Origin of the sequence: Dactylosporangium cerinum (assembly GCF_042653625.1) — a bacterium.
Classification (GTDB): Bacteria; Actinomycetota; Actinomycetes; order Mycobacteriales; family Micromonosporaceae; genus Dactylosporangium; species Dactylosporangium cerinum.
Map to the genome: position 1 here is coordinate 247,906 of NZ_JBHSIU010000066.1, position 23,200 is coordinate 271,105.

Consider the following 23,200-nt stretch of genomic DNA (forward strand, 5'->3'; position numbering starts at 1 on the left):
GAAGGGAGCCGGATGGGTTCGAAGGTGGCGGTGGAGGGGGACGACGCCGAGTTGCTGGCGCGGTCACGCTCCGATCCGGAGAGCTTCTCGACGCTGTTCGACCGGTACTTCACGGCACTGCACGGGTACGCGTCGCGACGGCTCGGCGGCACGGGTGGCGACGACGTGGCGGCCGAGACGTTCCTCGTCGCGTTCCGGCAGCGGGACCGGTTCGACCCGGGACGCGGGACCGTTCGCGCCTGGCTGTACGGGATCGCGACGAACCTCATCCGCGAGCATCGGCGGATCGAGGAGCGCGGCTACCGGGCCCACGCGCGGGTGGCGGCGCAGCCCGCGTACGAAGGTGACGTGGACCGGGCCGACTCCCGGGTGTCGGCGGCGGCGGCCCGGGACGGGCTCGTCGCGGCGCTGGCGGATCTGCAGCCCGGCGACCGCGACGTGGTGCTGCTCGTCGTCTGGGGCGAGCTGTCGCACGACGAGGTCGCCTCGGCGCTCGGCATTCCGGTGGGCACGGTCGGATCCCGGCTGCATCGCGCCCGGAAGCGGCTTCGGGTCGCCCTGGACAACATCAACCCGATCGAAAGGTGACGGCCGACATGGACGAACTTGAACTGCTCGCCGATGCGAGGCCGGTGAGCCCGCCGTCGGTGGAGACGGTGAACGAGGCGCGGCGCCGGCTGGGACGCGAGATCTACGCCAGGCCCGCGTCGCGCTGGCGGGTGCGGCTCCTGCTGCCCGTCGCGGCCGGGGTGCTCGCCGTCTCGACCGGGATCGTGGTCGGCACGCACGTCCTGAGCCCGGACCCTCCCGCTCCGCCCGGCGCCACCGGCCGCCCCGGACCGACCCGCACGCCGGACACCGGACCGCTGAAGCCGGACAACCGCTCGGCGCAGGAGCTGCTGCTCACCGCGGCCGAGCAATCGCTGCACCAGACCGACCCCGGCTCGGGCAAGTACTGGCTGTCCACCTGGGAGGAGGGCCAGCTCCTCCAGGTCGGCCGGAAGGGCGCCGAATACGCCATCATGGGCCGCTACTCCAACAGCCAGTGGTACTCGACCAAGGACAGCTTCAGCGTGTTCGAGACCCGCTGGGACGGTGCGGAGCCCGCCTCCGAGGCGGACAAGGCGGCCTGGAAACGGGCCGGGTCGCCGAGCAGCTGGCCGATCGATCAGGGTCCGGGGTGCCCGACGGACCCGACCCGGAGCTACACCGCCGACGCCGCAACGAGCAGCTGGGTCTCCAGGTCCGACGACGGTGCCGGGAAGACCGGCAACGGCAAGCTCACGCCCACCAAGGAACCGACCCAGTTCCGGGTCCTCGGCGAATACCTGACGGCGGACCAGATCCGCGCGCTGCCGTCCGACCCGGCCGCGTTGAAGCAGTGGCTGATCGGTGTCATCAAGAAGCAGAACCTGCCGCACAAGACCGACGTGGAGCTCGGCGAGGCGCTCTTCAACGGCGTGCAGAACCTGCTGTTCTTCAACCCCATCACGCCGCCGGTCCGCGCCGCCGCGTACCAGGTGCTCGCCGGGATGCCCGGCGTGACGTCGCTCGGCGCGGTGAAGGACGGCGCGGGGCGCAACGGCGTCGCCGTCTCCATCACCAGCAACGACACGGTCGAGGAGCAGCGCGCCGACTCGGGCGGGCCCTACGCGGTGAGCATCGTGTTCAGCCCCGACACCGGCGACACGCTCTCGTTCGAGACCCGGGTGCTCAAGCCGGCCGACTACCTGTCGTGGGTGCCGAAGGGCGCGCTGTTCAGCTACCGGGCGGTGACCGAGATGCGCTGGACGAACGACGAGCCGCCGGCCACGAACACGCCGTCGGTGGTCATGCGCAGCGCCGGGGCCTGCTGACGATGCGGCGTCTCAGCTGGCTCGCCGCGGCGGGTCTGATCCTCGCCGCGGCGGCGACTGTCGTGACTCCGGCAACGGGCCCGGCGGGCGCGACGCCGACCAGTACGGATCCGAACGGGTTCGCGGTCACGCTGGTCACCGGTGACCGGGTGCTCGTCAGCGGGAACCGCGAACACGTCACGGTGCGCAACGTGGTGCCGGGCAAGGGACGCGCGAGCGTGTCGTTCCGGCACCGGACCGAGCACGGCAACGAGTACGTGATCCCCGACGACGCCGTGGCGCTGGTGAACGCGAAGCGGGTCGACCGCCGGCTGTTCGACGTGTCACTGCTGGTGCGGTCCGGATACGACGACCGCAGCCGGACGACCCTGCCGCTGATTCTCGGTGGGCGGGCGTCCGCACCGGGGCTGCGGACGGTGCGGGCACTGTCCAGTGTGGGAGGGAGCGCGAGCACGCTGAGCAAGGCCGACGCGACCGGCTTCTGGAGGACCGTCGCCGACCCGCGGGCGAAGACGCTGACGGCCGGCGCGACCAGGATCTGGCTGGACGGCCAGGTGAAGGCGACGCTGGACAGGAGTGTGCCGCGGATCGGCGCCCCGGCGGCGTGGCAGGCCGGCCACACGGGCAAGGGCATCACGGTGGCGGTGCTGGACAGCGGGATCGACACCGGCCACCCGGACCTCGCCGGCGCCGTCGTCGGGGCGCAGGACTTCACCGGCAGCGCTTCGGGCACCGCCGACGGGTTCGGGCACGGCACGCACGTCGCGGGCATCATCACCGGCGACGGTGCCGCCTCCAGCGGCAGGTACGTCGGGGTGGCGCCGGACGCGACACTGCTGAACGGCAAGGTCCTCAACGACAACGGCCTCGGCCTGGAGTCGTGGGCCATCGCCGGGATGGAGTGGGCGGTCCAGCAGGGCGCCCGGGTCGTGAACATGAGCCTCAGCGGCTCCGTCGGGCCAGGTGCCGAGGACCTGATGAGCGAGACCGTCGACCGGCTGACCGAGCAGTCCGGCACCCTGTTCGTGGTCGCCGCGGGCAACGCCGGTCCGAACGCCGGCACCGTCGGCAGCCCCGGCACGGCAGAACGGGCGCTCACCGTCGGCGCGGTGGACGGGGGCGACGCGATGGCCGACTTCTCCAGCCGCGGCCCCACGAACCCGGGCGGCGCGCTCAAGCCGGACGTCACCGCGCCGGGCGTGGACATCGTGTCGGCGCTGGCCGAGGGTTCACGGTTCGCCCAGTGGTACGCAGCCGTGGACGGTCACTACGTGTCCCTGTCGGGCACCTCGATGGCGACGCCGCACGTGGCGGGTGCGGCGGCGATCCTGGCCGGGGAGCACCCGGGCTGGCAGGCGGTCGAGATGAAGGCGTCCCTGATGGGCACGGCCGCTGCGAACCACGAGGCGAGCGTCTACGCACAGGGCGCGGGCCGGATCGACGTCGCCGCGGCCACGAAGCGCCCGGTGTACGTCACGCCGTCCTCCGTGGACGGCAGGACCGTCGCCTGGCCGCACGCCGACGATCAGCCGATCGACACGGCGCTCACGTATCACAACGACGGGGACACGGCGGTGACGCTGCACCTCGAAGCCCAGGTGCAGGACCCGGCCGGGCACGCTGCCCCGGCGGGTATGTTCACGCTGCCCACGGCCGACGTTGCGGTGCCGGCGCACGGCACGGCTGTCGCGCATCTCGTCGCCGACCCGCGGGTGAGCGGGCCCGACGGGCAGTACCAGGGGTATGTCGTGGCGACCGGCGGCGACACGGTGGTGCACACGCCCGTTGCACTCAACCGCGAGGTGGAGAGCTACGACGTGCACGTAGCGGTGATCGGGCCCGACGGTGTGCCCGTCACCGACCACGACCTCTTCGGGGTCAGCTTCGCCGACGTGCGCACCGGCTTCAGCGCGGGAACGGCAGGGTCGACGGTACGGCTGCCGAAGGGCACGTACTTCGTCACGTCCAACCTGGCCGTGGCGATCGGGACGGACGACGTCGAGTGGCGGTACGTCAGCGGCGCCGAACCTTCGTACACAGTGGACGGTTCGAAGACGTTCGTGTTCGACGCCCGCAAGGCAAAGCCGATCGGGTTCAAGCTCGACCGGCCGGGTGCCGCGCTCGCCGGGAGCGCGAACATCGGCTACTTCCGCACCGTTGCGGGGCAGGTGTGGAGCGACGAAACCATCGGGCCGCCGGAGCGGTACACGGTCGTCCCGTCGCAGACCTCGGCTCCGGCCGGGCAGTTCACGTACCGGGTCGCCGCGATGGCGGGCAGGGCCGGCAAGGGTGCGTTCAGCGGTTCGCCGTACGCGTACGCGATCGAATGGAAGCACGACCGGAACGTGCCGGACGACCTGACCCCGCGCCTGCGGGACAGCGAGTTCGCGCGGGTCGAGCACCGGATCGCCAACAGCGGGCCGGACCAGGAGGCCTGGCTCGGCGCGGTCGGTCCGCTCACGACACCGGCGAGCATCACCGAGCTGCGCACACCGGAGCTGCCGTGGCAGTCGGCGGTGGCCCTGTTCCGCGCGGGCGGAGGTCCCGACGACGCCAACCTGCAGACCGTCTACTACCCGCTCGACGCGACGTACCGGCGCGGGCAGGTCGTGGTGAAGCACTGGAACTGCGGGGTTTTCGGGCCGGGGCTGGCGCCGCATCCATGGTTTTCGCCGTACCTCGTCCGGGACGGTGCCTATATCGGCTTCGGGGTGCCGTTGTTCGGCGACCAGTCGGGTGCCGACCGCATCGGCTACAGCCGTCCGGACACGGCGCGGCTCGTCCTGTCGAAGGACGGGCAGCGGATCGGTGAGTCCACCTACGACTCCGACGCCTTCCAGGTGCCGGACGAGCCCGGGACCTATCGGCTCGAGGCGCAGGTGACCCGGACCAACGCCGCGTACTCGACCCAGCTGTCGGCGGTGTGGACGTTCGTATCGTCCAGAGTGGACGCCACGGCGCTGCCCGCGCTGGCCGTGCGATTCGCGCCCGCGCTCGACGATCACAACCTGGCCCGCGCCGGCACGGCGAAGTATCCGGTCACCGTGCAGCAGCAGGCCGGAGCCACGTACGGGAACCTGACCACGCTGACGGTCGAGGTTTCCTACGACGACGGCAGGACGTGGCGGCCGGCGAAGGTCCAAGGAACAGGCCTCAACAGGACGGTCACCGTGCACCATCCTGCCGGCACGCGGTTCGTGTCGCTGCGGGCGACCGCAGCCGACGATCGGGGGACCGCCGTGACGCAGACCTTCATCCGGGCCTACGGGCTGCGCTGACGACCGAACCGGAGCGGGGTGGGTACGCAGGTCGTGCCCACCCCGCTCCGTATCCCGGCTACTTGCAGCGCCAGAGCACCGGGAGCGTGCTCCTGCGTCAGCGGGGTCGGGAAGTCGTCGACGAGCACCTCGACGGTCCAGTCCTCGGCAGAGGATCTCAGCAAGTTTTCCTCAAGGTTCCTTGTGGTTGCTGGTCGGGTGGGGCGGGGGTGCCTAGCCTCTGGCGAGGCTGGTTCGCGGGGGGGGAAGGGCAGGTGTCGTGGGACGCAGGACCTCGATGGTCGTGGCACTGATCGGGGTGGTGGCCCTCGTCACCGGCTGCGGCACGCATCCGGGTGACGGCGCGGATTCGGGCAAGCCGCTCGTGGTGCGGTTGTACGGGTCCGACGCGAACATGACGAACTCGCTCAGGGACAAGCTCGCCGACGCGCCCGGGGTGTTGAACGGGATGACGGGGACCGCGCCGCTGCTTGCGTTGCCGGAGTCGTTCAAGGCGCGGCTGCGGGGGATCAATCCGGCGCTCGTGGACTATGGGTACGCTGCCGAAGCGTACGACGCGGTCATGCTGGCGGCACTCGCGGCCGAGTCGGCGCGCACCACCGAGCCGGCGCAGGTCGCGAAGCACATCGTGGGCGTGTCGACGTCCGGCACGATCTGCGACACTGCCGCGGCCTGTGTGGCGCTGGCCAAGGCGGGTAAGGACTTCGCGTACCGTGGCGTCTCGATGCGCCGCAGCGGATTCAACGACACCGGCGAGCCGTCGTCCGCCTCGTACGGGGCGCTGCACTTCGGCCGGGACAACACGATCAACGACAACCTGACGGAGTACATCGGCGCCGGCGACGAGTCGCTCGCCTCGACCGCGGCCGGCCCGCCGTTCTCCTCGTACCCCACCTCCGGCAGCGGCAGGAAGAAGCCCGCGCCGCTCAAGATCGGCGGCCTCATGCCGCACACCGGACGGCTCGCCTATCGCAGCCCGCCCCGCTTCGCTGCGGCCAGGCTCGCCGTCGCAGATGTCAACGCCGCCGGTGGCGTGCTGGAGCAGCCGGTCGAGTGGGTCGACGGCGACGACGGCACCGACGCGACGGTCGCCGCCGCCACGGTGGACCGGTTTGTCGGCCTGGGCGTGCAGGTCATCATTGGTGCGTCGTCGTCGAGCGTGACGAAGGCGGTCATCCCGAAGGTCGTCGCCGCCGGCCGGATTCTCATCTCCCCGTCGTCCACATCGGACGAGCTGACCACCGTCGCCGACAACGGGCTGTTCTTCCGCACCGCACCCGCCGACACGCTGCAGGCCCGTGCCCTCGCCGACGTGATCATGCGCCACGGCCCGCACAGCGTGACCATCCTGGCCCGCGAGGACGCCTACGGTCTCGGCCTGCAGACGAACGTGAAGGCCAACCTGGTCGCGGCCGGCATGCCCGACACCGCGATCGACCTGGTGTCCTACGCGACCACGATGGTCGACTTCACCGCCATCGCCGCCCGCGTGCGGACCAACGCCCCCGAGGCGGTGCTGATCCTGGGGTACGACGAGACCGCCCTCATCGTGAAGGCGCTGTTCGTCCAGAAGATCGGCACGGCGGCCGCCCTCAACATATGACCTCGGCGTGAGGGTCAGGCGGCTGAGGTGCGGACCAGCGTTCTGATCTGGCGGAGCAGCACCGAGATGACGGCCAGGTCGCCCGAGGACTCGGCGAACTCGCCGATGGCGTTGCGGGTGCGGGCGATCAATGCGGCGTTGCTCTGCTCCCATTCGCGGACGCGGGCCTCGGCGTCGTCGGGGGCCGTCGCGTTGAGGACCTCCGCCGTCAGGGCGGCCAGCGCGGCGTACAGGTCGTAGCGCAGCGCCGTGCGGGCGAGCGTCTGCCAGCGGTCCTCGCGCGGCAGGTTGGAGATCTTCGACAGCAGGTCGTCGACCCGGAACCGCTCCGACAGCACGTAGTAGACCGTGGCGACCTCGTTGACGTCCCGGCCGGTCTGCGAGGCGACCTCGACGATGTCGAGGAGACCGAAGCCGTACATGATCCGGGTGGTCGTGTCGGCGATCTCTGCCGGCAGGCCCAGCCCGCGCAGCGTGGCCGCGTGGGTGTGCAGCGCCTCGCGCTCCCGGCCGCGGAACAGCGTCTCCAGCTGTGGCAGCAGGCGCGAGACGCCGGGGCGCAGGCGGGCGATCTCGCCGGGGACGTCGATCGGCAGGCGCCGGTTGGAGACCAGCCAGCGGACCGCCCGGTCGAGGAGCCGGCGGGTCTCCAGGCTGACAGCCGTCTGCGCCTCCGTCGGGACCTGATTGTCGAGGGACTCGACGGCGCGGCGGAGCTCGCCCAGCCCGTACACGTCCCGGGTCACCACCGATGCCCGGAGGATGTCGGCGGCGCCGGCCCCGGTCTCCTCGGCGGCGCGGTGGAAGAACGTCGGGTCGCTGCGGTTGACGGCCTCATTGACCACCTGCGTGGTGACGATCTCGCGGCGCAGCGGGTGCTCGGCCATCGCCGCAACGAAACGCTCCCGCAGCGGGGTCGGGAAGTAGTCGACAAGCACCTCGGTGGTCCAGTCCTCGTCGGGGAGGTGGGAGTCGAGGATCTCGTGCTCGAGGACGATCTTCACGTAGGACAGCAGGACGGCGAACTCCGGCGAGGTCAGCCCGAAGCCGGCCGCGGCCCGCGCGTCGAGCTCCTCATCGGTCGGCAGCCCTTCCAGGGCGCGGTCGAGCTGGCCACGGCGCACCAGGTCGGCGATGAGCCGCTTGTGGACCGGCAGCAGCGGGCGGGACTGCGCGCGGGCGTGGCCGAGCGCGGTGGCCTGGTCGTAGTTGTCCTTCAGGACCAGCTCGCCGACCTCGTCGGTCATCTCGGCGAGCAGCGCGTTGCGGTCCTTCGGGTCGAGCGCGCCGTCGATGACCGCGCGGTCGAGCAGGATCTTGATGTTGACCTCGTGGTCGGAGCAGTCGACACCGGCGGAGTTGTCGATGAAGTCGGTGGCGATGCGGCCGCCGCCGAGCGCGAACTCGATCCGGCCGCGCTGGGTCAGGCCGAGGTTGCCGCCCTCGCCGACGACCTTGGCGCGCAGCTCCCGGCCGTTGACCCGGATGTGGTCGTTGGCCTTGTCGCCGACGTCGGTGTGCGACTCGCCGGTGGCCTTGACGTAGGTGCCGATGCCGCCGTTCCAGAACAGGTCGACGGGGGCGGCGAGGATCGCGTGCATCAGCTCGTTGGGCGTCAGTGCGGTGACCGCCGCGGGGAGGCCGAGCGCGTTCCTCGCCTCCGGGGAGATCGGGATCGACTTCGCCGTCCGCGGGTAGACGCCGCCGCCGGCGGAGATGATCGACCTGTCGTAGTCGTCCCACGAGGACCGGGGCAGCGCGAAGAGCCGGGCCCGCTCCTCGAACGACGTCGCGGCGTCGGGTTCCGGGTCGACGAAGATGTGCCGGTGGTCGAACCCGGCCACGAGCCGGATGTGCCGGGAGAGCAGCATCCCGTTGCCGAACACGTCTCCGGACATGTCACCGACCCCGACCACCGTGAACTCGGTCGTCTGGGTGTCGACGCCGAGCTCGCGGAAGTGCCGCTTGACCGACTCCCAGGCGCCCTTCGCGGTGATGCCCATCTTCTTGTGGTCATAGCCCGCCGAGCCGCCGGACGCGAACGCGTCACCGAGCCAGAACCCGTATCGCAGCGAGATCTCGTTGGCGATGTCGGAGAACGTGGCGGTGCCCTTGTCCGCGGCGACCACCAGGTACGGGTCTTCCGGGTCGTGACGCACCACGTCGGGCGGCGCGACCACCTTGCCGCCGTCGAGGTTGTCGGTCACGTCGAGCAGGGCCGAGATGAACAGCTGGTAGCACTCGGAAGCCTCGTTCCGGTCGCCCGGCTTGTCCTTGAGGACAAATCCGCCCTTGGCGCCGGACGGCACGATGACCGCGTTCTTGACCACCTGCGCCTTGACCAGACCGAGGACCTCGGTCCGGAAGTCCTCACGCCGGTCGGACCAGCGCAGCCCACCCCGCGCCACCGTGCCGAAGCGCAGGTGCACACCCTCGAACCGCGGCGAGTAGACGAAGATCTCGAACTTCGGCCGCGGCGCCGGCAGATCGGGGATCGACTGCGGGTCGAGCTTGAAGGCCGTGTACGACTTGGGGCGCCCCTGCTCGCCGCGCTGGAAGAACGAGGTGCGCAGGGTGGCCTGGATGACGTGCAGGAAGGAGCGCAGGATATGGTCCTGGTCGAGGCTGGTCACCGTGTCGAGGTCCTCGTTGATCGCCGCGGCCATCTCCTTCGACCACTCCGACCGCGCCGTCTCGGACAACCGCAGCCGCACGTCGAAACGCGCCGTGAACAGGTCCACGAGCTTCGAGGCGATCGCCGGGTACTGCAGGAGCGTGGTCTCCATGTAGTCCTGCGAGAACACCGTGCCGGCCTGACGCAGGTACTTCGCGTAGGCCCGCAGGACGACAACCTCGCGCCAGGTGAGGCCGGCCTTCAGCGCCAGGGCGTTGAACCCGTCGACCTCGGCCTCACCGTGCCAGGTGGTGGAGAACGCGTTCTCCAGGTGGGTGCGTACCTCGGTGATCGCCCGCGCGTCGGGCGGTAGCTGCAGCCCGAAGTCGTAGAGGAAGATGGTGCCGTCGGAGCGCACGATCTCATAGGGCCGCTCGTCGGTGACCCGCACACCGAACGAGTGCAGCACCGGCAGCACGGCGGAGAGGGTCATCGGCGTGCCGTAGCGGAACACCTTGAACCTGATGTCGCTTTCGGCGCGGCGGCGCCGGTAGACGTGGATCACGAGCTGGCCCGGCACGTCGAGCAGCTCCAGCTTGGCGACGTCCTGCACCGCCTCATTCGGCGTGTGGTCGTTCTTGTACGTGTCCGACAGCGCGCCGCCGTACCGCTGGTAGAGCGCCTTGGCCTGGTGCTCCTCCCCGCACTTGCGCTCCAGGACGAGGCGGAAGTCGTCGTCCCACAGCCGGGTGGCTTCGGAGAGCCGCTCGGTGAGACGGTGGACGTTGATGTCGCCGGGCGGATTGCCGGGCTCGGTGCGCACGATGAAATGCACCCGGGCGAACTTCCACTCGCCGACCCGGGTGGTGTAGTCGACGCCGATGCCGTTGAGCTCGGCGAGCAGGATCTGCTGGATGCGCAGCCGGTTGGCGGTGGTGAACCGGTCCCGGGGCAGGTAGACGAGGCAGGAGATGAAGCGGCCGTAGGCGTCGCGGCGCAGGAACAGCCGCAGCTGCCGGCGGCCGGCCAGGCGCAGCACGCCCATGACGGCCTGGAAGAGCTCGTCGGTGGTGATCTGGAACAGCTCGTCGCGCGGATAGGTTTCGAGGGTCTCCAGGAGTTCCTTGCCGGAGTGGCTGCGCGGCGACAGCCCCGAGCGCTCCATCACCTCGGCGACCTTGCGCTTGACGACCGGCAGGTCACGGACACTGGTCCGGTAGGCGGCCGACGAGAACAGCCCGAGGAACCGCCGTTCCCCGACCACCTCGCCGTCGGCGTCGAACACCTTGAACCCGATGTAGTCCAGGTAGGCCGACCGGTGCACGGTGGCCCGCGAGTTGGCCTTGGTGACGATGAGCAGCCGCTTCTCCAGCGCCTTGGCGTAGGCCTCGGCGGTCATCGAGCTCAGCACCCGCGGACTGGTCTGGTCGGCCCGCAGGATGCCCAGGCCCGAGCCGAGCACCGCCTGGATCAGCTCCGCACCGTCGTCGCTCTTGACCAGCCGGTATTCGCGGTAGCCGAGGAACGTGAAGTGGTCGTCCACCAGCCAGCGCAGCAGCTCGACGGAGTCGGTGACGTCCTTGTCCGGCACCGGCAGCTGCGCGCCACCGAGCTCGTCGGCCAGCGTGAGCGCCTGCATGCGTATCCTGGGCCAGTCCTCGACCGCCTCACGCACGTCACTGAGCACCCCGGTCAGGTCGTTTCGCAGCTCCTCGAGATCGTCCTCGGCCCGGATCCGGTCGACCTCGATGCGGATCCAGCTCTCCACGATGTCACCGGGCGCGGCGTCCTCGGGCTCGAGGCCGGCCCGGACCCGCTCCAGCGCACCCAGCGGCGCCCGCCGCACGACGACGAGCGGGTGCACCAGCATGTTGACGTCGATGTCGCGGGACGACAGCGCACTGGTGACCGAGTCGACGAGAAACGGCATGTCGTCGGTGACGATCTCCAGCGCCGTGCCGCCGACGACACTCGTGCCCAGACGCAGCCGCAACTCGCCCGGCACCCGCTGCCGGGCCAGCTCCAGGTGCGACCGCGTGGCCTCGACCATCCAGGCCACCTGGCAACCGGCAAGCTCCTCGTCGGGCACGAGGCGCCAGTAGTGTGCGACCAGCTCGGGATCGGCGTCCTGGGCCGCCGCCAGCACGACGGCCTCCGCGACCAGGTGCTCCGCATCGGGCACGTACTGCGCTGCCTCGTCGTCCTCGACCGCAGGCTCGGCAATGCCAGCGCTCGCACGGGTGGCCGTCGGCCGGTTCATCAGTTGTTCTCTCCTCCCCAAATCTGCTGGAAAGAGGACAAGGTGGCTGTTTCTTGTAGTGTCTCTCAGCCTGGTCGGCCCAGCCAGGATGTGTCCGCACGGGCCGGCCGAATGTAACAGCAATGGTTGCTTCTGGCTGGGGTGTCGGTGAGACTGTCACGGTGACGGCCAATAGCAGGGTGACGATCGCTGCCCATGCCTTGGCATGGCTGGAACTGGCCAGGCGGCGCGGACGAGCGGTGCTCACCTCGGAGGAGGTGGCAGCCAGCGTCAACACGAACGCGGTCATCATCCGGCGCAGCCTCGGTGACCTGCAGCGGGCCGGCCTGGTGACGGCGCGCCGCGGCAACGGCGCCGGTTTCTCCCTCAGGCGGCCGGCGACGACGATCACGCTGCTGGACGTGTGGCTCGCCGTCTCGCCCGAGCCGCTGCTCGCCCTGCATCACTCCGAGCCGAACCTGGAATGCCCGGTCGGGCGCGGCATCCGTCCGGTGCTGACCGATGTGTACGACGAGGCGACCGACGCGTTCCGGGCGACACTGGCGCGCTGGACCGTCAACGACGTTCTGGAAAGGATCCTGACATGATCGTCGAACTGCGCCGGTACACCTTGCGCAAGGGACGCCGCGACGAGTTGATCGACCTGTTCGACCGTGAGTTCGTCGAGACCCAGGAGGAACTGGGGATGGCGGTGCTGGGCCAGTTCCGCGATCTCGACCGGCCCGACCAGTTCGTGTGGCTGCGCGGATTCACCGACATGCCGTCGCGGCGCGCCGGCCTGACCGCCTTCTACTCCGGCCCGGTGTGGGCGCAGCACGGCCCGGCGGCGAACGCGACGATGCTCGACTCGGACGATGTCCTGCTGCTCCGCGACATCGTCGCGGTCCCGGTGTTCGACCGCGGCACCGCCGACCCCGAAACGGTTCTGCACGCGACAATCTGGTATTGGGCCGGCCCGTTCCCCGATCCCACCGAACGCGCGCAGGACACCCTGGCCGTGCTGCGAACCGAGTACGCCGGGAACGACTTCCCCCGGCTGCCGATCCGCGAGGGAGAGCACGCGCTCGTCTGGCTCACCCGGTCACCCCTGCAGACGGAAGCTCCCGAGCAGGTGGTGAAGACCGAGCACTTCCGCCTCAGCCCCACCCACCGCTCCACCCTGCACTGAGCGGCGAACATGCTGGGTGCGCCTGCCGCCGATCGGTGCGCACGATCGGCGGCAGCGGAGTGCGTCCGGAGGCAGTGATCAGGCGGTCGGAGCCTGCTGCAGTGCGGCGGCGAGCGACTCGGCGTTCTTCTTGTCCACCCGCGGGAAGGTGAGCGCCACACCGTCGCCCGGAGTGCCGAACGAGAGACGCAGCAGGCTCACGATGCCCATCTTGACCTCGGCCAGCGAGAGCTGCGCCCGGGGCACCTCGCCCAGGACGTTCTTGCCGGGGCCGCCCAGGAACGTCTGCGACAGGAAGATCATGCGGTGGGTGGTGAGCACGACGAACTGCTTGCCGGTCGAGGCCAGCGCCGCGCCCAGCATCCCCGCGCCCTCCACGACCAGCGCCTGGCTGACGACCGCCCCGAGGCGACCGGCCGAGAACTTCCCGACCATGGCCCGCGTCGCCACGAGCGGCTGCTCGCCCGGGTGCAGGATCGGCGTCACCTGCTCGAACGCGCGGGTCTGAAGCTTCTGCTGCATTGCATCTCCGTTTCCACACGCGGCGGACCGCCGCGATCGTGCCGAATACTAGTGATCCAGCGGCTGATCTAGATCAGACGATCAGTTGACATCAAAACTCGGGAACGGTACCGCAGCCGAAGAGAAGCGTTGAGCTGGAAGGTGGTAGCCAGGTGGCGGATTCCGCGGATCACTTCCGTGAGATGGCAGAGACCTTCGCTGAGGAGCTTGGTGGGCCGCCGACCGTCGAAGAAGTGATGGGCATCCTCGAGCTTGCGGGCATCGGCGGGTCGGGCGTGGGACTGCGGTACACCACGAACATCAGGGCGGCGCCCGGAGCATCCCGGGTCGGTGACCTGAACGACGCGACGTTCGTGGCGGCCTCCGATGGCCTGGACGTGGTGATCGGGCCCGACACGGATCCGGATGGGCCTGGGTTCGCGGCAGAGGTCGGGCGCCGGCTCACGGTCGCGTTGCGGGAGGCGGGCATTGCCTACGCCGACGTGGATTCGGGTCGTGACGTCCAGGTCACGGCCACGGTCGTGCGCCGGTCGAAACGCATCCGGGTCGGCGATGTCGTGGCAGCGCCGGTCGAGGCGGGCGGGTATCGCATCGGGGTGCTCGTTGCCAACGATGTGTTCGGCGTGGCGATCGGATTCTTCACGGCGGTCGTGCCGGGTCCGCGCCTGCCGGCCGTCACCGCCGAAGTCGTGCCGTATCCGATGTATCTGGCCGATCGCTCGGTCGAGTCCGGGCAGTGGCCGGTCATCGGTCACGACGAGCGGCTGCTCGGCCTGTTTCCGCGCGAACCCGAGATCTACCATCGGCCGGACTGGCCGGCGAAGCAGCGCCGCGGCGAGTTCGGCACGGCGGAGACGGCTGCCGGTGCGCTCCGCAAGATCGACGCAGCGGAGGCGCGAGCCGTCGGACTTGCGGACGGCTCGTATCACCAGTTCCTCCCCGGGCCACGGATGCTGCTCTGGCTGGACACGCACTATCCGCCGGGCGGTGGCACGCGTGACGTGGTCGGGCATGTTTCTTGAACACCGAGGCAAGAGGGCGGCGTGCTAGCGATGGCGACCGAGGAGATGCTGCGGGGTCTGCTGCGGTGGCAGCACGTCGCGTTCGCGGCGGGATGTGTGTATCGGGTGGCGCCGTTGGTCGAGGTGTTCGGCGCCAGGGATGAGCGGTGGACCTGGCGGGACGCGGTTGAAGTGCTGCTCGACCCGCAGGGGCCACCGGCCGATGCGGCGTGCGAGCCGCTGCTCGCGCCGCTGCGGATCGTGCAGCGCAATCCGGACGTGATGGCGACCCCGCAGTTCCTCGATGCAGCGATGAGGACCATGCGCGCCGCCCTGCAGACCTGCCAGGCCGAGACGGCCGATGATGCGGAGGAGCTGGCGCTCGGCGCCGGGTGGGCCGCGGACGAGGTGTTCGAAAGCGTCGACGTCGACCCGGCGGTGGAGATCGACGCCCAGCAGCGGTCCGTCGATGCGATGCGCGCCGCGTCCGGTGCTTCCTGGGCGGACATGGTCGGTTTCATCCGGCGCGATGCCACGGACCTGACCGGGCTGATCGAGCGGTTGGCGGCGCTGGGCAAGGTGCGCCGGGCGGGGCCGTTGCCGGCCCGGGGTGTCCCGCGCCGCCGCCATGCGGGTCACGGGGGAGTGGCGCTACCGGTGTCCCCGCGGCAGCGCAGGACGCTCGTCGAGGTGGACGAGCGGGAGTTCGTCCCGGACGGTCAGGGCCGCACGTCGTGGCGGACCGGTGACGTGGTGGAGCTGTCGTGCGGATTCGTCGACGCGACCGTGGTGCGGGCCGACGAGTACGGCACCGGCCTCGCCGTGCCGTGGCACCCCAGCGAAGGCCGGTCCAGGTCGTTCTGCACCATCGGGCGTACCCGTGGCTGCGGCCCGGCGACCGGGTCCGCGACGCCGCCGGGACCGAGCTGGTCTTCCACCCGCCGTTGCTGTTCCTGACCGACCCGGCGGAGGCGGCCGTCCAGGACCCGCTCGCCTGGCCGGCGGCGACCGTGCCGCAGTGGCCGCTCACCCTGCTGCATCGCGAAGGGCGTGCGCCGAGCGCCGATCAGGTGGCGGCGGTCGCTGCCGCCACCGCGACCGGCTGCCACGACGAGCAGCTCGACGCGTGGGAGCTGCACGCCGGGGTCCGCCTCCCGGGCGAGGATCAACTCGCACCCTGCTTTCTGCGCATCGGCCAGGTGCCGCGCCATATCACGTATCGCCCCATGTAGGCCGTGCCCGGCGGCCTGACCACCGACGCGGCAACGGACGGACGCCGCACCACCGACATCCGTCCGCTGCCGCTGGCCGGCATGGCCCCCTCCTGCCTGCCGACCGCCGGGGCTGGCACCCAGCGGCACCAAGTTGCTGCCACTTCGAGGAAACTCCTGTTGGCGGCCCGGCGACAGGTCTGCGGAATCAGTCGGACAGGTTCGGACGCGCTACGGGCACGGTGCGGAGTACTGGATGTCGGGAACGTAGCGGAGCCACTCCTGCCTGGTGATCGGATCGCCGGCCGCCGCGCAGATCCAGGTGGTCGCGGAGGCGGGATCGGTGTCCCACAGCCGCACAGTCCGGTCGTGGCTGCCCGCGGCGAGGGTATGGCCGTCAGGGCTGAAGGCGACGCCCAGGACGCTGGCGCCGGGTCCGTTCAGTGTCGCCCGGAATGCGGGTGACTCAGGCCGGGCGAGATCCCAGAGCCAGACGGTGTTGTCGGAGCTGCCGGCCGCCAGCAGATTCGAGCGCGCCCCGAACGCTACGGAATAGATGCTTCCCACGGGGCCGGTGAGTGGCGGGCCGACCGGGGTGGGCCGTTCGGGGTCCCTGACGTCCCAGAGCCGGATGGTGTTGTCGGTGCTGCCGGCGGCGAGCAGCGTCCCGTTGGCGTGGAACGCGACCGTGTAGACGGCAGAGGCGAAGCCGCTCATCGTCGCGGCGAGCCGAGGGGCACGGCGGTCGGTGATGTTCCACAGTGACACCGTGCGGTCCTCACCGGCCACCGCCAGCAGCCCGCCGTCAGCGCTGAAGGCGGACTGGTACACCGGGCGCGGTTGATCCGGCCGGAGCGCGGCGAGTGGCATCGGGCGCCGCCGGTCCCGGATGTCGAACAGGTGCACGGCGCCGTCGTCGCCGCTGACGGCGAGGGTGTTGCCGGTGCCGTCGAGACTCATCGTCTGGATCAGGTCATCGGCTGCGTGGAACGGCTCGCCGAGCAGGACCGGCGCGGTGGGACCGGAGACGTCCCACAGCTGCACGGTGCCGTCGACGGACCCGATCGCCAGGGTCCGGCCGTCGGGCGTCAGCACGCCGGAGCCGGAGAAGCGGCTCTGCGTGGGGGAGTTCACCACGGGGTTGCCGAAGCGGCGCGGCCGGTGCGGGTCGCTGGTGTTGAAGACGGTTGCGGTGTTGTCGGCGGCTCCCGGTCCGACGAACATCCTGGCGCCGGTGCGGTCGAACCCGACGACGAACACCGAGTCCTTGGCTTCGGTGATCACCGGGCCGGGCAGCGTCCAGCTGCGGACCGTCCCGTCCTCGGCGGTGGTCACCAGCGCGCCGTTGCTGCCGAAGTGGACCTGACCCACCGGGCTGGGGTGCGGTAGCTTCTCGATCACGTCATGGGTTGCCGGGTCGAACAGCCATAACAGACCGTCCGAGCTGGCGGCGGCGAGGGTCGCGCTGTCCGGGCTGAACGCGACGCCGTTGACCCAGCTCGCCGGACCCGTCAGGGGCGGCCCGCCGCTGACCGGGCGGGCCGGGTCGGTGATGTCCCAGACGTACGCGTTGTGTTGTGCGCCGGTGCCGGCCGCCAGCCAATGGCCGTCGGGGCTGATGGCCACGGCGAACACCTTGCTCGTCGGGCCGGGAAGGGTCGGCGGGAGGGTGACGCGTCGGGGGTCCGCAACGTCCAGGAGCCGGATCGTGGCGTCGAAGCCGCCGACGGCGAGGACGCCACCGGTGGGTCCGAACGCCAGTGCGCTGACCGTCTGGTCGGACACGGTGATCGTCGTCATCGGTGTGGTGCGGGCGGTGTCGGCGAGGTTCCACAGGCGCAGGATGCCGGCGGCGTCGCCGGACGCGAGTGTCCGGCCGTCCGGGCTGATCGCCAGCGAGGCGACCCGCTCGGTGCCTCCGGTCAATGCACGCGGCGCCCTGGTGTCGCTGTGCACCAGGACCGATCCGTCGACGGCTCCGACCACGAAGGTGGCACCGTCCACGGCTGCGGCAACCGCCGAGGCCGTGCCTGCGCCGGCGGGGATCGGCGCCGGTTGACCTGCGAAGCTCCCGTCCGGGTTGGCGGACCAGGTCTGGACCGTGTTCTGGTCCGCGACCGCCACGATGCGCCGGCCGTCACCGCTGAGCGCGGCAAGTGTCACCTGCCCGGCAGGGCTGGGCAGGCGCGCGGCAGCGGGTAACGCCGTCGCGTTCAACAGGCTTGAGCGCGCCTCGGCCGTCGGCGCGATCCGGTACGCCACCAGGGACAGCTGCATGGCCAGCGAGACATCCTTCCCACGCAGCCGGTCCGCCTTTCCCGCCACCAGCCGGGACAGCGCCTCGGCCGCGATCCGGTTGGCGACCTGCCGTTCGTGGCGGCTCGCGGCCTCGGCCTGGTGGGCGTAGAACCCGACCGACAGGGCGAGGGTCGCGAGTGCCGCAACCAGCGCGATCGTCTGTTGCCGCCGGCGCACCTGCCGGCGTCCCCGCAGCTGGTCGGCCTCCCGGCGGGCCAGGCTCGCGTCGATGAAGTCCCGTTCGACGTCGTCGAGGTCGCGCCGGCGGGTGCCGGCGGTGAGCCACTCCTGGGCGGTGTCGAGGGTCGCACCGCGGAACACGCCGTCAGGGTCGCGTCCGGTCTCCTGCCAGTGCTCGGCGGTGGACGCCAGCGTGCGGTGGAAGCGCCGCCAGGCGGCGTCCGCGTCCAGCCAGTCCGTCAGCCGTGGCCAGGCCGCGAGCAGCGCCTCGTGGGCGATACCGACCAGGTCGGTGCCCGCGGTGAGCAGCCTGGCGTCCACGAACCGGTCCAACACCACCCGGCGGGCCGGGTCGGTGCCGTCGCCGACCCAGTCGGCCCGGCCGATCCACCGCCTGGTGTGCACGGCACCGTCGTCGGTGCGCACCAGCCGCAGGAAGAGCCGCCGGGCGGCGTCACGTTGCTCGTCGGTGGTCAATGCGCCGAAGGCGTCCTCCGCGGTCTTGGCGACCGCGCCGTGAATCCCGCCTGACGACCGGTAGTGTGCGGTGGTCAGGGTGCGCCCTGTCGCCTGGTCCCACGTTGCCAGCAGCGCGTGTGACAGCAGCGGCAGCACACCGGCCTCATGCGCGGTGTCGGCGCTGCTCAACGAGCGCTGGCGCAGGTCGTGCAGCAGCGTCTCGACAAGTCCGGGCTCGAGCTCGAGACCGGCCCGCCGCGCCGGTCCGGTGATCGCCTGGCGCAGCTCGTCCTCGGTCATCGGCCCGACGGCCAGTTGCCGATGCTGCAGGGCCGTTCTGAGCGACGGATACTGCAGTGCCTGTGCGTAGAAGTCGGCGCGCATCCCGATCACGACGGTCCTGCCATCGGCCGCGGCGACCCCCAGGGCGTCGATGAAGCGCTGCCGGGCGTCGGTGTCCTCACATGCGGTGAACACCTCCTCGAACTGATCGACGACGATGATGCCGGCGTCCACCAGCCTGGACATCGGGTCCGTGCCGGGCGTGAGCAGCGCGCACCGCTCGCTGACGGCGTCCGTGCCGCACAGCGCCGGAATCAGCCCGGCCCGCAGCAGCGACGACTTGCCTGATCCGGACGGTCCGATGACCATCACCGGGCCCGACCCGCCGTTGTGCACGAGCTGGACGAGTTCAGCCGTCAGTGCGGAGCGCCCGAAGAAGAACTCGGCGTGTTCGGGCTCGTACGGGGCGAGCCCCCGAAACGGCGACTGCATGCTGGACGGCCGTCGTCCCGGCGTGCTCCTGACCCGCCGTAGCGTGTCGAGCCAGAGGTCGATCCGCTCCTCGTCGGTCTCACCGCAGATCCGCAGCAGGTCCGTGAACATGCCGGCGTTGACCAGTTTCAGGGTCGGCAGGTGGCTCCCGCTGAACCAGCCGCCGAGCGTGGAGGTCGACACCGGAGCGGGCCCCTGCCGGCTCAGGAGTTTCGCGGCGTCCCGGATCGACAGGCCTGCGGCGACGCGGGCCCCGGTCAGTGCGCGGGCGAAGTCGGCGGGTGTCTCGATGCGTGTGAGATCCGTCAATGGCAGGTCAGGCACCTGGTCCTCCACCGGTCCGCGCCGCCGGGCAGCAGCATCACCAACAAGGAAATTATGTTGGTGAATGGCTTGGATGCCGTCGCCGGGTCAAGTGGCCGACTGTCCGGACGTGTCCGGACTATCGCGATCGAGATCGCGGCCGGGGCACGTCGCTGCCGCACACCTGTCGGTATGGCGGGCGGACATCGCGTTGCCGTCGTTGTGCGTTCCCGCCGTGCCCGCGGCAGGCCGTCGCGCGTCGCGTCGGCGGTGCAATGCGGGTTTCGCCCCTGGCGGGTGGGGTAGCGGATCTTGTGCGGTAGAACGCGTCTAAGTGCGGCAGGACGAGAGTTTTTTGTTCATGTTCGCGGGCCGGTTGCTTGCCTTTCCTGCGTCGCACGGGCCGCCGCACATGCCGGCCGGGTGGACCTGGGCCGAAGGGGGAAACTGTGAACTGCAGGACGCAGGTGGTGATGGCGGCCGGTATCGGCTATCTGCTGGGGCGACAGCGCAAGCTGCGATGGGGACTGTTGCTGGGCGCCGCTGCGGCCACTGGCCGGCTCAGCCGCCCGGGCGGATTGTTGCACCACGGGGTGCGGGCGCTCGCTTCATCGCCGGAGATCGGCAAACTCGGCGAGCTGGGTGCGCCGCTGGTGGAGGCGACGAAGGATGCGGCCCGGGCCGCGGTGACCGGCCGGATCGGCTCGATGAGCGACCGGATCCGCGGCCGGGCAGACGCACTCCGCGAGCCGCGCAAGGCACGCAAGCCCGAGGCCCGTGAGCCCGAGGAGCCGGAGGAGCCGGAGGAGCCGGAGGAGGACGTGCGTGAGCGTCCGGCCCGGCGCCCGCGAGCGGCATCGCCCGAGCCGCGACGAGACGACGAGGAAGAGTACGCCGAGCGTGGCGACGACCGGTCCGCCCGTCGATCACCGCCCGAAGAGGACTACGAGCGGGACGACGACGAAGAGGAGCTGGTGCCGGCCCGTGGGCGGTCGGACGGGCGGCGGCCACCCGTGCGCCGCAGGGAAAGGTAGCGGGCCATGGCTGGGCAATCGAGCACCAAGGCCGCCGGGGGTATCGGCGAGAAGATCACCGAGTTGCTCGTGCGGGAGCTGGGGAACCTGCTCTCGGCGGCCGGGCAGCGGGCGGTCGACGCAGCCGGCCAGAAGGTCGGTTCGGTGACCGATCGCCTGACCGAGTACGCGAGCGGTCAGGGTGGAGCGGGTCTCGTCGCCGCGGTGACCGGCGCGAAGAAGGTCGCCGAAGGGAAGTCGCCGCTGCGGGCGGCATTCAGCGGAGGGCTGGCCGGCATGAAGGAGAAGGTCAAGGGCCTGTTCGGCGGCGGCAAGGGCGGCAAGGCCAAGAAGCTGAAGATGACCAACATCGAGGAGACGCTCGATGTCGGTGTGCCGGTGCGGGTCGCGTACAACCAGTGGACCCAGTACGAGGACTTCCCGAGCTTCATGAAGAAGGTCGAGAACGTCGATCGGCCGTCAGACGAGAAGACCAACTGGAAGGCGCAGGTCTTCTGGTCCCACCGCACGTGGGAGGCCACCACCATCCAGCAGGTGCCGGACCAGAACATCGTCTGGCGTTCCAAGGGACCGAAGGGGCACGTCGACGGGGCCGTCACGTTCCACGAGCTGTCGCCGGACCTGACGCGCATCATGCTGGTCATGGAGTACCACCCGCAGGGGCTCTTCGAGCGCACCGGGAATCTGTGGAGGGCGCAGGGTCGCCGGGCCCGCCTGGAGTTCAAGCACTTCCGGCGGCACGTGATGACGCAGACGATCCTCAAACCGGATGAGGTCGAGGGCTGGCGCGGCGAGATCCGCGACGGTGAGGTCGTCAAGGACCACGAGACCGCCATGCGCGAGGAGCAGGAGGCAGGGAAGCAGGAAGCACCTGAGCGGGAGCAGGAGGAGCCGGAAGCGTCTGACCGGGAGCAAGAGGAGCAAGAGGAGCAAGAGGAGCAAGAGGAGCCGGAGGAGCAGGAAGCGTCTGACCGGGAGCAGGGCGGCCGCGAGGAGGAAGCGGAGGAAACAGCAAGCCGCAAGCAGAAGCGGCCGCTGCGGCAACGTCGGGAGAACGTCCGATCCCGCCGGCCGGACGCTGACGTCAGCGCCGACCGGGACAACGAAGACCAGAGATCCGAGGTGCCAGCACGATGACCACGGCCCTTCAGCAGGGTGGCGCCGGCGGAGCTGTCGACCGGCCGTCGTCCGCGTCACTGGCCGACGTGATCGACACGATTCTCGACAAGGGACTCGTCATCGACGCGTACGTGCGGGTGTCGCTGGTCGGCATCGAACTGTTGACGATCGACGCGCGCATCGTCGTGGCCAGCGTCGACACGTATCTGCGGTTCGCGGAGGCGGTGAACCGCCTGGACATCTCGCAGGAGAAGGAGGGGCTGCCCGAACTCGTGCAGGACATGACGCAGGGCGGCGCCAAGCACAAGGTGAAGGGCGGAGTCCAGGGCGTTCTGGAGGCGGCCGGGGAGAAGGTGCGGGACGTGATCGACGAACCTGCCGAACCGGAACGTGTGCCGCGTCGCCGACGCCAGGCGGAGGAGGAGTGACATGTCGACGGCCACCGCATCCACCGGGACGACCGGACAGGCGCAGGCAACTGGAGTCTACGTCTACGGCATCGTCCCGGAGGACGTCGAGACGGACCCCGAGGCCCACGGTGTCGGCGGAGAGTCGGCAACCGTGACCGTCGTGCGCCACGGCCGGATCGCCGCCCTGGTGACCGAGCTCGACCTCGACCGTCCACTCGGGACACCCGATGATCTGCTCGGGCACGAACGGCTGCTGGACGCCACCGCGGCCGTGGTGCCGGTGTTGCCGGCGCGCTTCGGTGCGGTGCTGGCGGACCGGCAGGCCACGGTCGACGAGCTCCTCGCGCCCAACCACGACTGGTTCGCTGCGGCGCTGCGCGAACTGGAAGGCAAGGCCGAGTACGTCGTGCGCGCCCGCTACGTGGAGGGGGCGGTGCTGCGCGAGGTGATCGAGTCGGATCCGGCGCTCGAACGGCTCCGCGCGCGAATCCGGGACAAGCCGGAGGAGACGACCCGCAGCGAACGCATCGCGCTCGGTGAAGCCATCAACACCGCGATCGACGCCCGGCGGCAGGCGGACGGCGGACGGGTGGCGCAGGCGATCGAGCCGTCGGCCGCCGGCGTCATCGTCCGCGATGCGGCGGGCGAGCTCGACGCCGCCAACGTGGCCGTGCTCGCCGAGACCAGCCGGGAGCCGGAGCTGGTGCAGGTGGTGGAAGGCCTGGCCCGGGACTGGGCGGGACGGGTCGAGGTCCGGCTGCTCGGCCCGCTGGCACCGTACGACTTCGTCGCGGATCTGCGGCCGGGGGAATGACCATGGGACTTATCGGCGGGATCGTGACCCTGCCCTTCGCGCCGGTTCGGATGGCGCTCTGGGTGGGCGAGCTGATCCGCGAGCAGGTCGAGCACGAACTGTTCGACCCGGCCGTGATCCGGAGCCAGATCGAGCAGCTCGACGAGGACAGATCAGCCGGCCGGATCGCCCCCGCGGAGGCCGACCGGCAGCAGCGGGAACTCATCGCCCGGCTGGTCCGGCCGGTCGGGCGCCCGGAACCGACGACTGCGACCGGCAGCAGGCAGGAGGGCTGACCCGTGCCTGGTGGACGCACC

The 23,200-nt window shown here is 70.7% G+C and carries 17 protein-coding genes; 14 read left to right on the top strand and 3 right to left on the bottom strand.

The features are described from left to right. The first annotated feature begins 12 nt into the window (after positions 1-12). The 4 genes from ACFPIJ_RS43480 (at position 13) to ACFPIJ_RS43495 (ending at position 6,737) form a co-directional block, all read left to right on the top strand. Positions 13-588: an RNA polymerase sigma factor gene (locus tag ACFPIJ_RS43480; protein WP_380124791.1), complete on the top strand. Its 576-nt coding sequence runs from the start codon at positions 13-15 to the stop codon at positions 586-588. A gap of 8 nt (positions 589-596) precedes the next feature. Then, a complete protein-coding gene (locus ACFPIJ_RS43485) occupies positions 597-1,856 on the top strand; it encodes a CU044_5270 family protein (RefSeq protein ID WP_380124793.1) in 1,260 nt (419 codons plus the stop codon). A 2-nt stretch (positions 1,857-1,858) separates the two neighbouring features. Further along, positions 1,859-5,134 carry a S8 family peptidase gene (locus tag ACFPIJ_RS43490; protein WP_380124795.1) on the top strand — a complete coding sequence of 1,092 codons (3,276 nt, stop codon included), beginning with the start codon at positions 1,859-1,861 and terminating at the stop codon, positions 5,132-5,134. 259 nt (positions 5,135-5,393) lie between these two features. Further along, complete coding sequence (locus tag ACFPIJ_RS43495) at positions 5,394-6,737, top strand: ABC transporter substrate-binding protein (protein ID WP_380124797.1); 1,344 nt, start codon at positions 5,394-5,396, stop codon at positions 6,735-6,737. Between the two features lie 14 nt (positions 6,738-6,751). Here ACFPIJ_RS43495 and ACFPIJ_RS43500 read toward each other — a convergent pair whose 3' ends face one another. Beyond that, positions 6,752-11,611 carry an NAD-glutamate dehydrogenase gene (locus ACFPIJ_RS43500; protein ID WP_380124799.1) on the bottom strand — a complete coding sequence of 1,620 codons (4,860 nt, stop codon included), beginning with the start codon at positions 11,609-11,611 and terminating at the stop codon, positions 6,752-6,754. A 179-nt stretch (positions 11,612-11,790) separates the two neighbouring features. Here ACFPIJ_RS43500 and ACFPIJ_RS43505 point away from each other — a divergent pair, with 179 nt between their 5' ends. Together ACFPIJ_RS43505 and ACFPIJ_RS43510 are read left to right on the top strand one after the other, a co-directional pair. After that, a complete protein-coding gene (locus ACFPIJ_RS43505) occupies positions 11,791-12,198 on the top strand; it encodes an Rrf2 family transcriptional regulator (protein ID WP_380124801.1) in 408 nt (135 codons plus the stop codon). Beyond that, positions 12,195-12,779, top strand: a complete 585-nt coding sequence (locus ACFPIJ_RS43510; RefSeq protein ID WP_380124803.1) for an NIPSNAP family protein — start codon at positions 12,195-12,197, stop codon at positions 12,777-12,779. Before ACFPIJ_RS43505 ends, ACFPIJ_RS43510 begins: the two co-directional genes overlap by 4 nt. Before the next feature lie 78 nt (positions 12,780-12,857). On the opposite strand, the gene ACFPIJ_RS43515 is transcribed toward ACFPIJ_RS43510, so the two are convergent. Then, a complete protein-coding gene (locus ACFPIJ_RS43515) occupies positions 12,858-13,301 on the bottom strand; it encodes a hypothetical protein (protein WP_380124805.1) in 444 nt (147 codons plus the stop codon). A gap of 182 nt (positions 13,302-13,483) precedes the next feature. Between ACFPIJ_RS43515 and ACFPIJ_RS43520 the strand changes: the two genes are divergently transcribed. Genes ACFPIJ_RS43520 through ACFPIJ_RS43530 form a run of 3 tightly spaced genes read left to right on the top strand, consistent with a single transcriptional unit; the run spans position 13,484 to position 15,534 of the window. After that, positions 13,484-14,323, top strand: coding sequence for a hypothetical protein (locus tag ACFPIJ_RS43520; protein ID WP_380124807.1), 840 nt, complete (start codon positions 13,484-13,486; stop codon positions 14,321-14,323). Positions 14,324-14,353: 30 nt separating this feature from the next. Next, positions 14,354-15,259, top strand: a complete 906-nt coding sequence (locus ACFPIJ_RS43525; protein WP_380124809.1) for a hypothetical protein — start codon at positions 14,354-14,356, stop codon at positions 15,257-15,259. Then, positions 15,247-15,534 carry a hypothetical protein gene (locus ACFPIJ_RS43530; RefSeq protein ID WP_380124811.1) on the top strand — a complete coding sequence of 96 codons (288 nt, stop codon included), beginning with the start codon at positions 15,247-15,249 and terminating at the stop codon, positions 15,532-15,534. Before ACFPIJ_RS43525 ends, ACFPIJ_RS43530 begins: the two co-directional genes overlap by 13 nt. 210 nt (positions 15,535-15,744) lie before the next feature. On the opposite strand, the gene ACFPIJ_RS43535 is transcribed toward ACFPIJ_RS43530, so the two are convergent. Beyond that, entirely contained in the window at positions 15,745-19,548 is a 3,804-nt protein-coding gene (locus tag ACFPIJ_RS43535) for an nSTAND1 domain-containing NTPase (protein ID WP_380124812.1), read from the bottom strand. A gap of 428 nt (positions 19,549-19,976) precedes the next feature. Between ACFPIJ_RS43535 and ACFPIJ_RS43540 the strand changes: the two genes are divergently transcribed. The 5 genes from ACFPIJ_RS43540 (at position 19,977) to ACFPIJ_RS43560 (ending at position 23,179) form a co-directional block, all read left to right on the top strand. Further along, positions 19,977-20,561 carry a hypothetical protein gene (locus tag ACFPIJ_RS43540; RefSeq protein WP_380124814.1) on the top strand — a complete coding sequence of 195 codons (585 nt, stop codon included), beginning with the start codon at positions 19,977-19,979 and terminating at the stop codon, positions 20,559-20,561. Positions 20,562-20,630: 69 nt separating this feature from the next. Continuing rightward, a complete protein-coding gene (locus ACFPIJ_RS43545; protein ID WP_380125413.1) occupies positions 20,631-21,698 on the top strand; it encodes an SRPBCC family protein in 1,068 nt (355 codons plus the stop codon). Continuing rightward, positions 21,695-22,108 (top strand): gas vesicle protein GvpJ, encoded by a 414-nt coding sequence (gvpJ, locus tag ACFPIJ_RS43550; protein WP_380124816.1) that lies wholly within the window; start codon positions 21,695-21,697, stop codon positions 22,106-22,108. Before ACFPIJ_RS43545 ends, gvpJ begins: the two co-directional genes overlap by 4 nt. 1 nt (position 22,109) lies before the next feature. Beyond that, positions 22,110-22,904 (top strand): GvpL/GvpF family gas vesicle protein, encoded by a 795-nt coding sequence (locus tag ACFPIJ_RS43555; RefSeq protein WP_380124818.1) that lies wholly within the window; start codon positions 22,110-22,112, stop codon positions 22,902-22,904. A 2-nt stretch (positions 22,905-22,906) separates the two neighbouring features. Then, positions 22,907-23,179 (top strand): gas vesicle protein GvpG, encoded by a 273-nt coding sequence (locus ACFPIJ_RS43560; RefSeq protein ID WP_380124819.1) that lies wholly within the window; start codon positions 22,907-22,909, stop codon positions 23,177-23,179. The last annotated feature ends 21 nt before the right edge of the window (positions 23,180-23,200 follow it).

Excerpts from the sequence above, each read along its gene's own strand:
- gvpJ (WP_380124816.1), top strand. The coding sequence starts at position 21,695 with ATGACCACGGCCCTTCAGCAGGGTGGCGCCGGCGGAGCTGTCGACCGG.
- ACFPIJ_RS43485 (WP_380124793.1), top strand. The coding sequence starts at position 597 with ATGGACGAACTTGAACTGCTCGCCGATGCGAGGCCGGTGAGCCCGCCG.
- ACFPIJ_RS43525 (WP_380124809.1), top strand. The coding sequence starts at position 14,354 with ATGGCGACCGAGGAGATGCTGCGGGGTCTGCTGCGGTGGCAGCACGTC.
- ACFPIJ_RS43490 (WP_380124795.1), top strand. The coding sequence starts at position 1,859 with ATGCGGCGTCTCAGCTGGCTCGCCGCGGCGGGTCTGATCCTCGCCGCG.
- ACFPIJ_RS43510 (WP_380124803.1), top strand. The coding sequence starts at position 12,195 with ATGATCGTCGAACTGCGCCGGTACACCTTGCGCAAGGGACGCCGCGAC.
- ACFPIJ_RS43500 (WP_380124799.1), bottom strand. The coding sequence starts at position 11,611 with ATGAACCGGCCGACGGCCACCCGTGCGAGCGCTGGCATTGCCGAGCCT.
- ACFPIJ_RS43560 (WP_380124819.1), top strand. The coding sequence starts at position 22,907 with ATGGGACTTATCGGCGGGATCGTGACCCTGCCCTTCGCGCCGGTTCGG.
- ACFPIJ_RS43555 (WP_380124818.1), top strand. The coding sequence starts at position 22,110 with ATGTCGACGGCCACCGCATCCACCGGGACGACCGGACAGGCGCAGGCA.
- ACFPIJ_RS43515 (WP_380124805.1), bottom strand. The coding sequence starts at position 13,301 with ATGCAGCAGAAGCTTCAGACCCGCGCGTTCGAGCAGGTGACGCCGATC.
- ACFPIJ_RS43480 (WP_380124791.1), top strand. The coding sequence starts at position 13 with ATGGGTTCGAAGGTGGCGGTGGAGGGGGACGACGCCGAGTTGCTGGCG.
- ACFPIJ_RS43520 (WP_380124807.1), top strand. The coding sequence starts at position 13,484 with ATGGCAGAGACCTTCGCTGAGGAGCTTGGTGGGCCGCCGACCGTCGAA.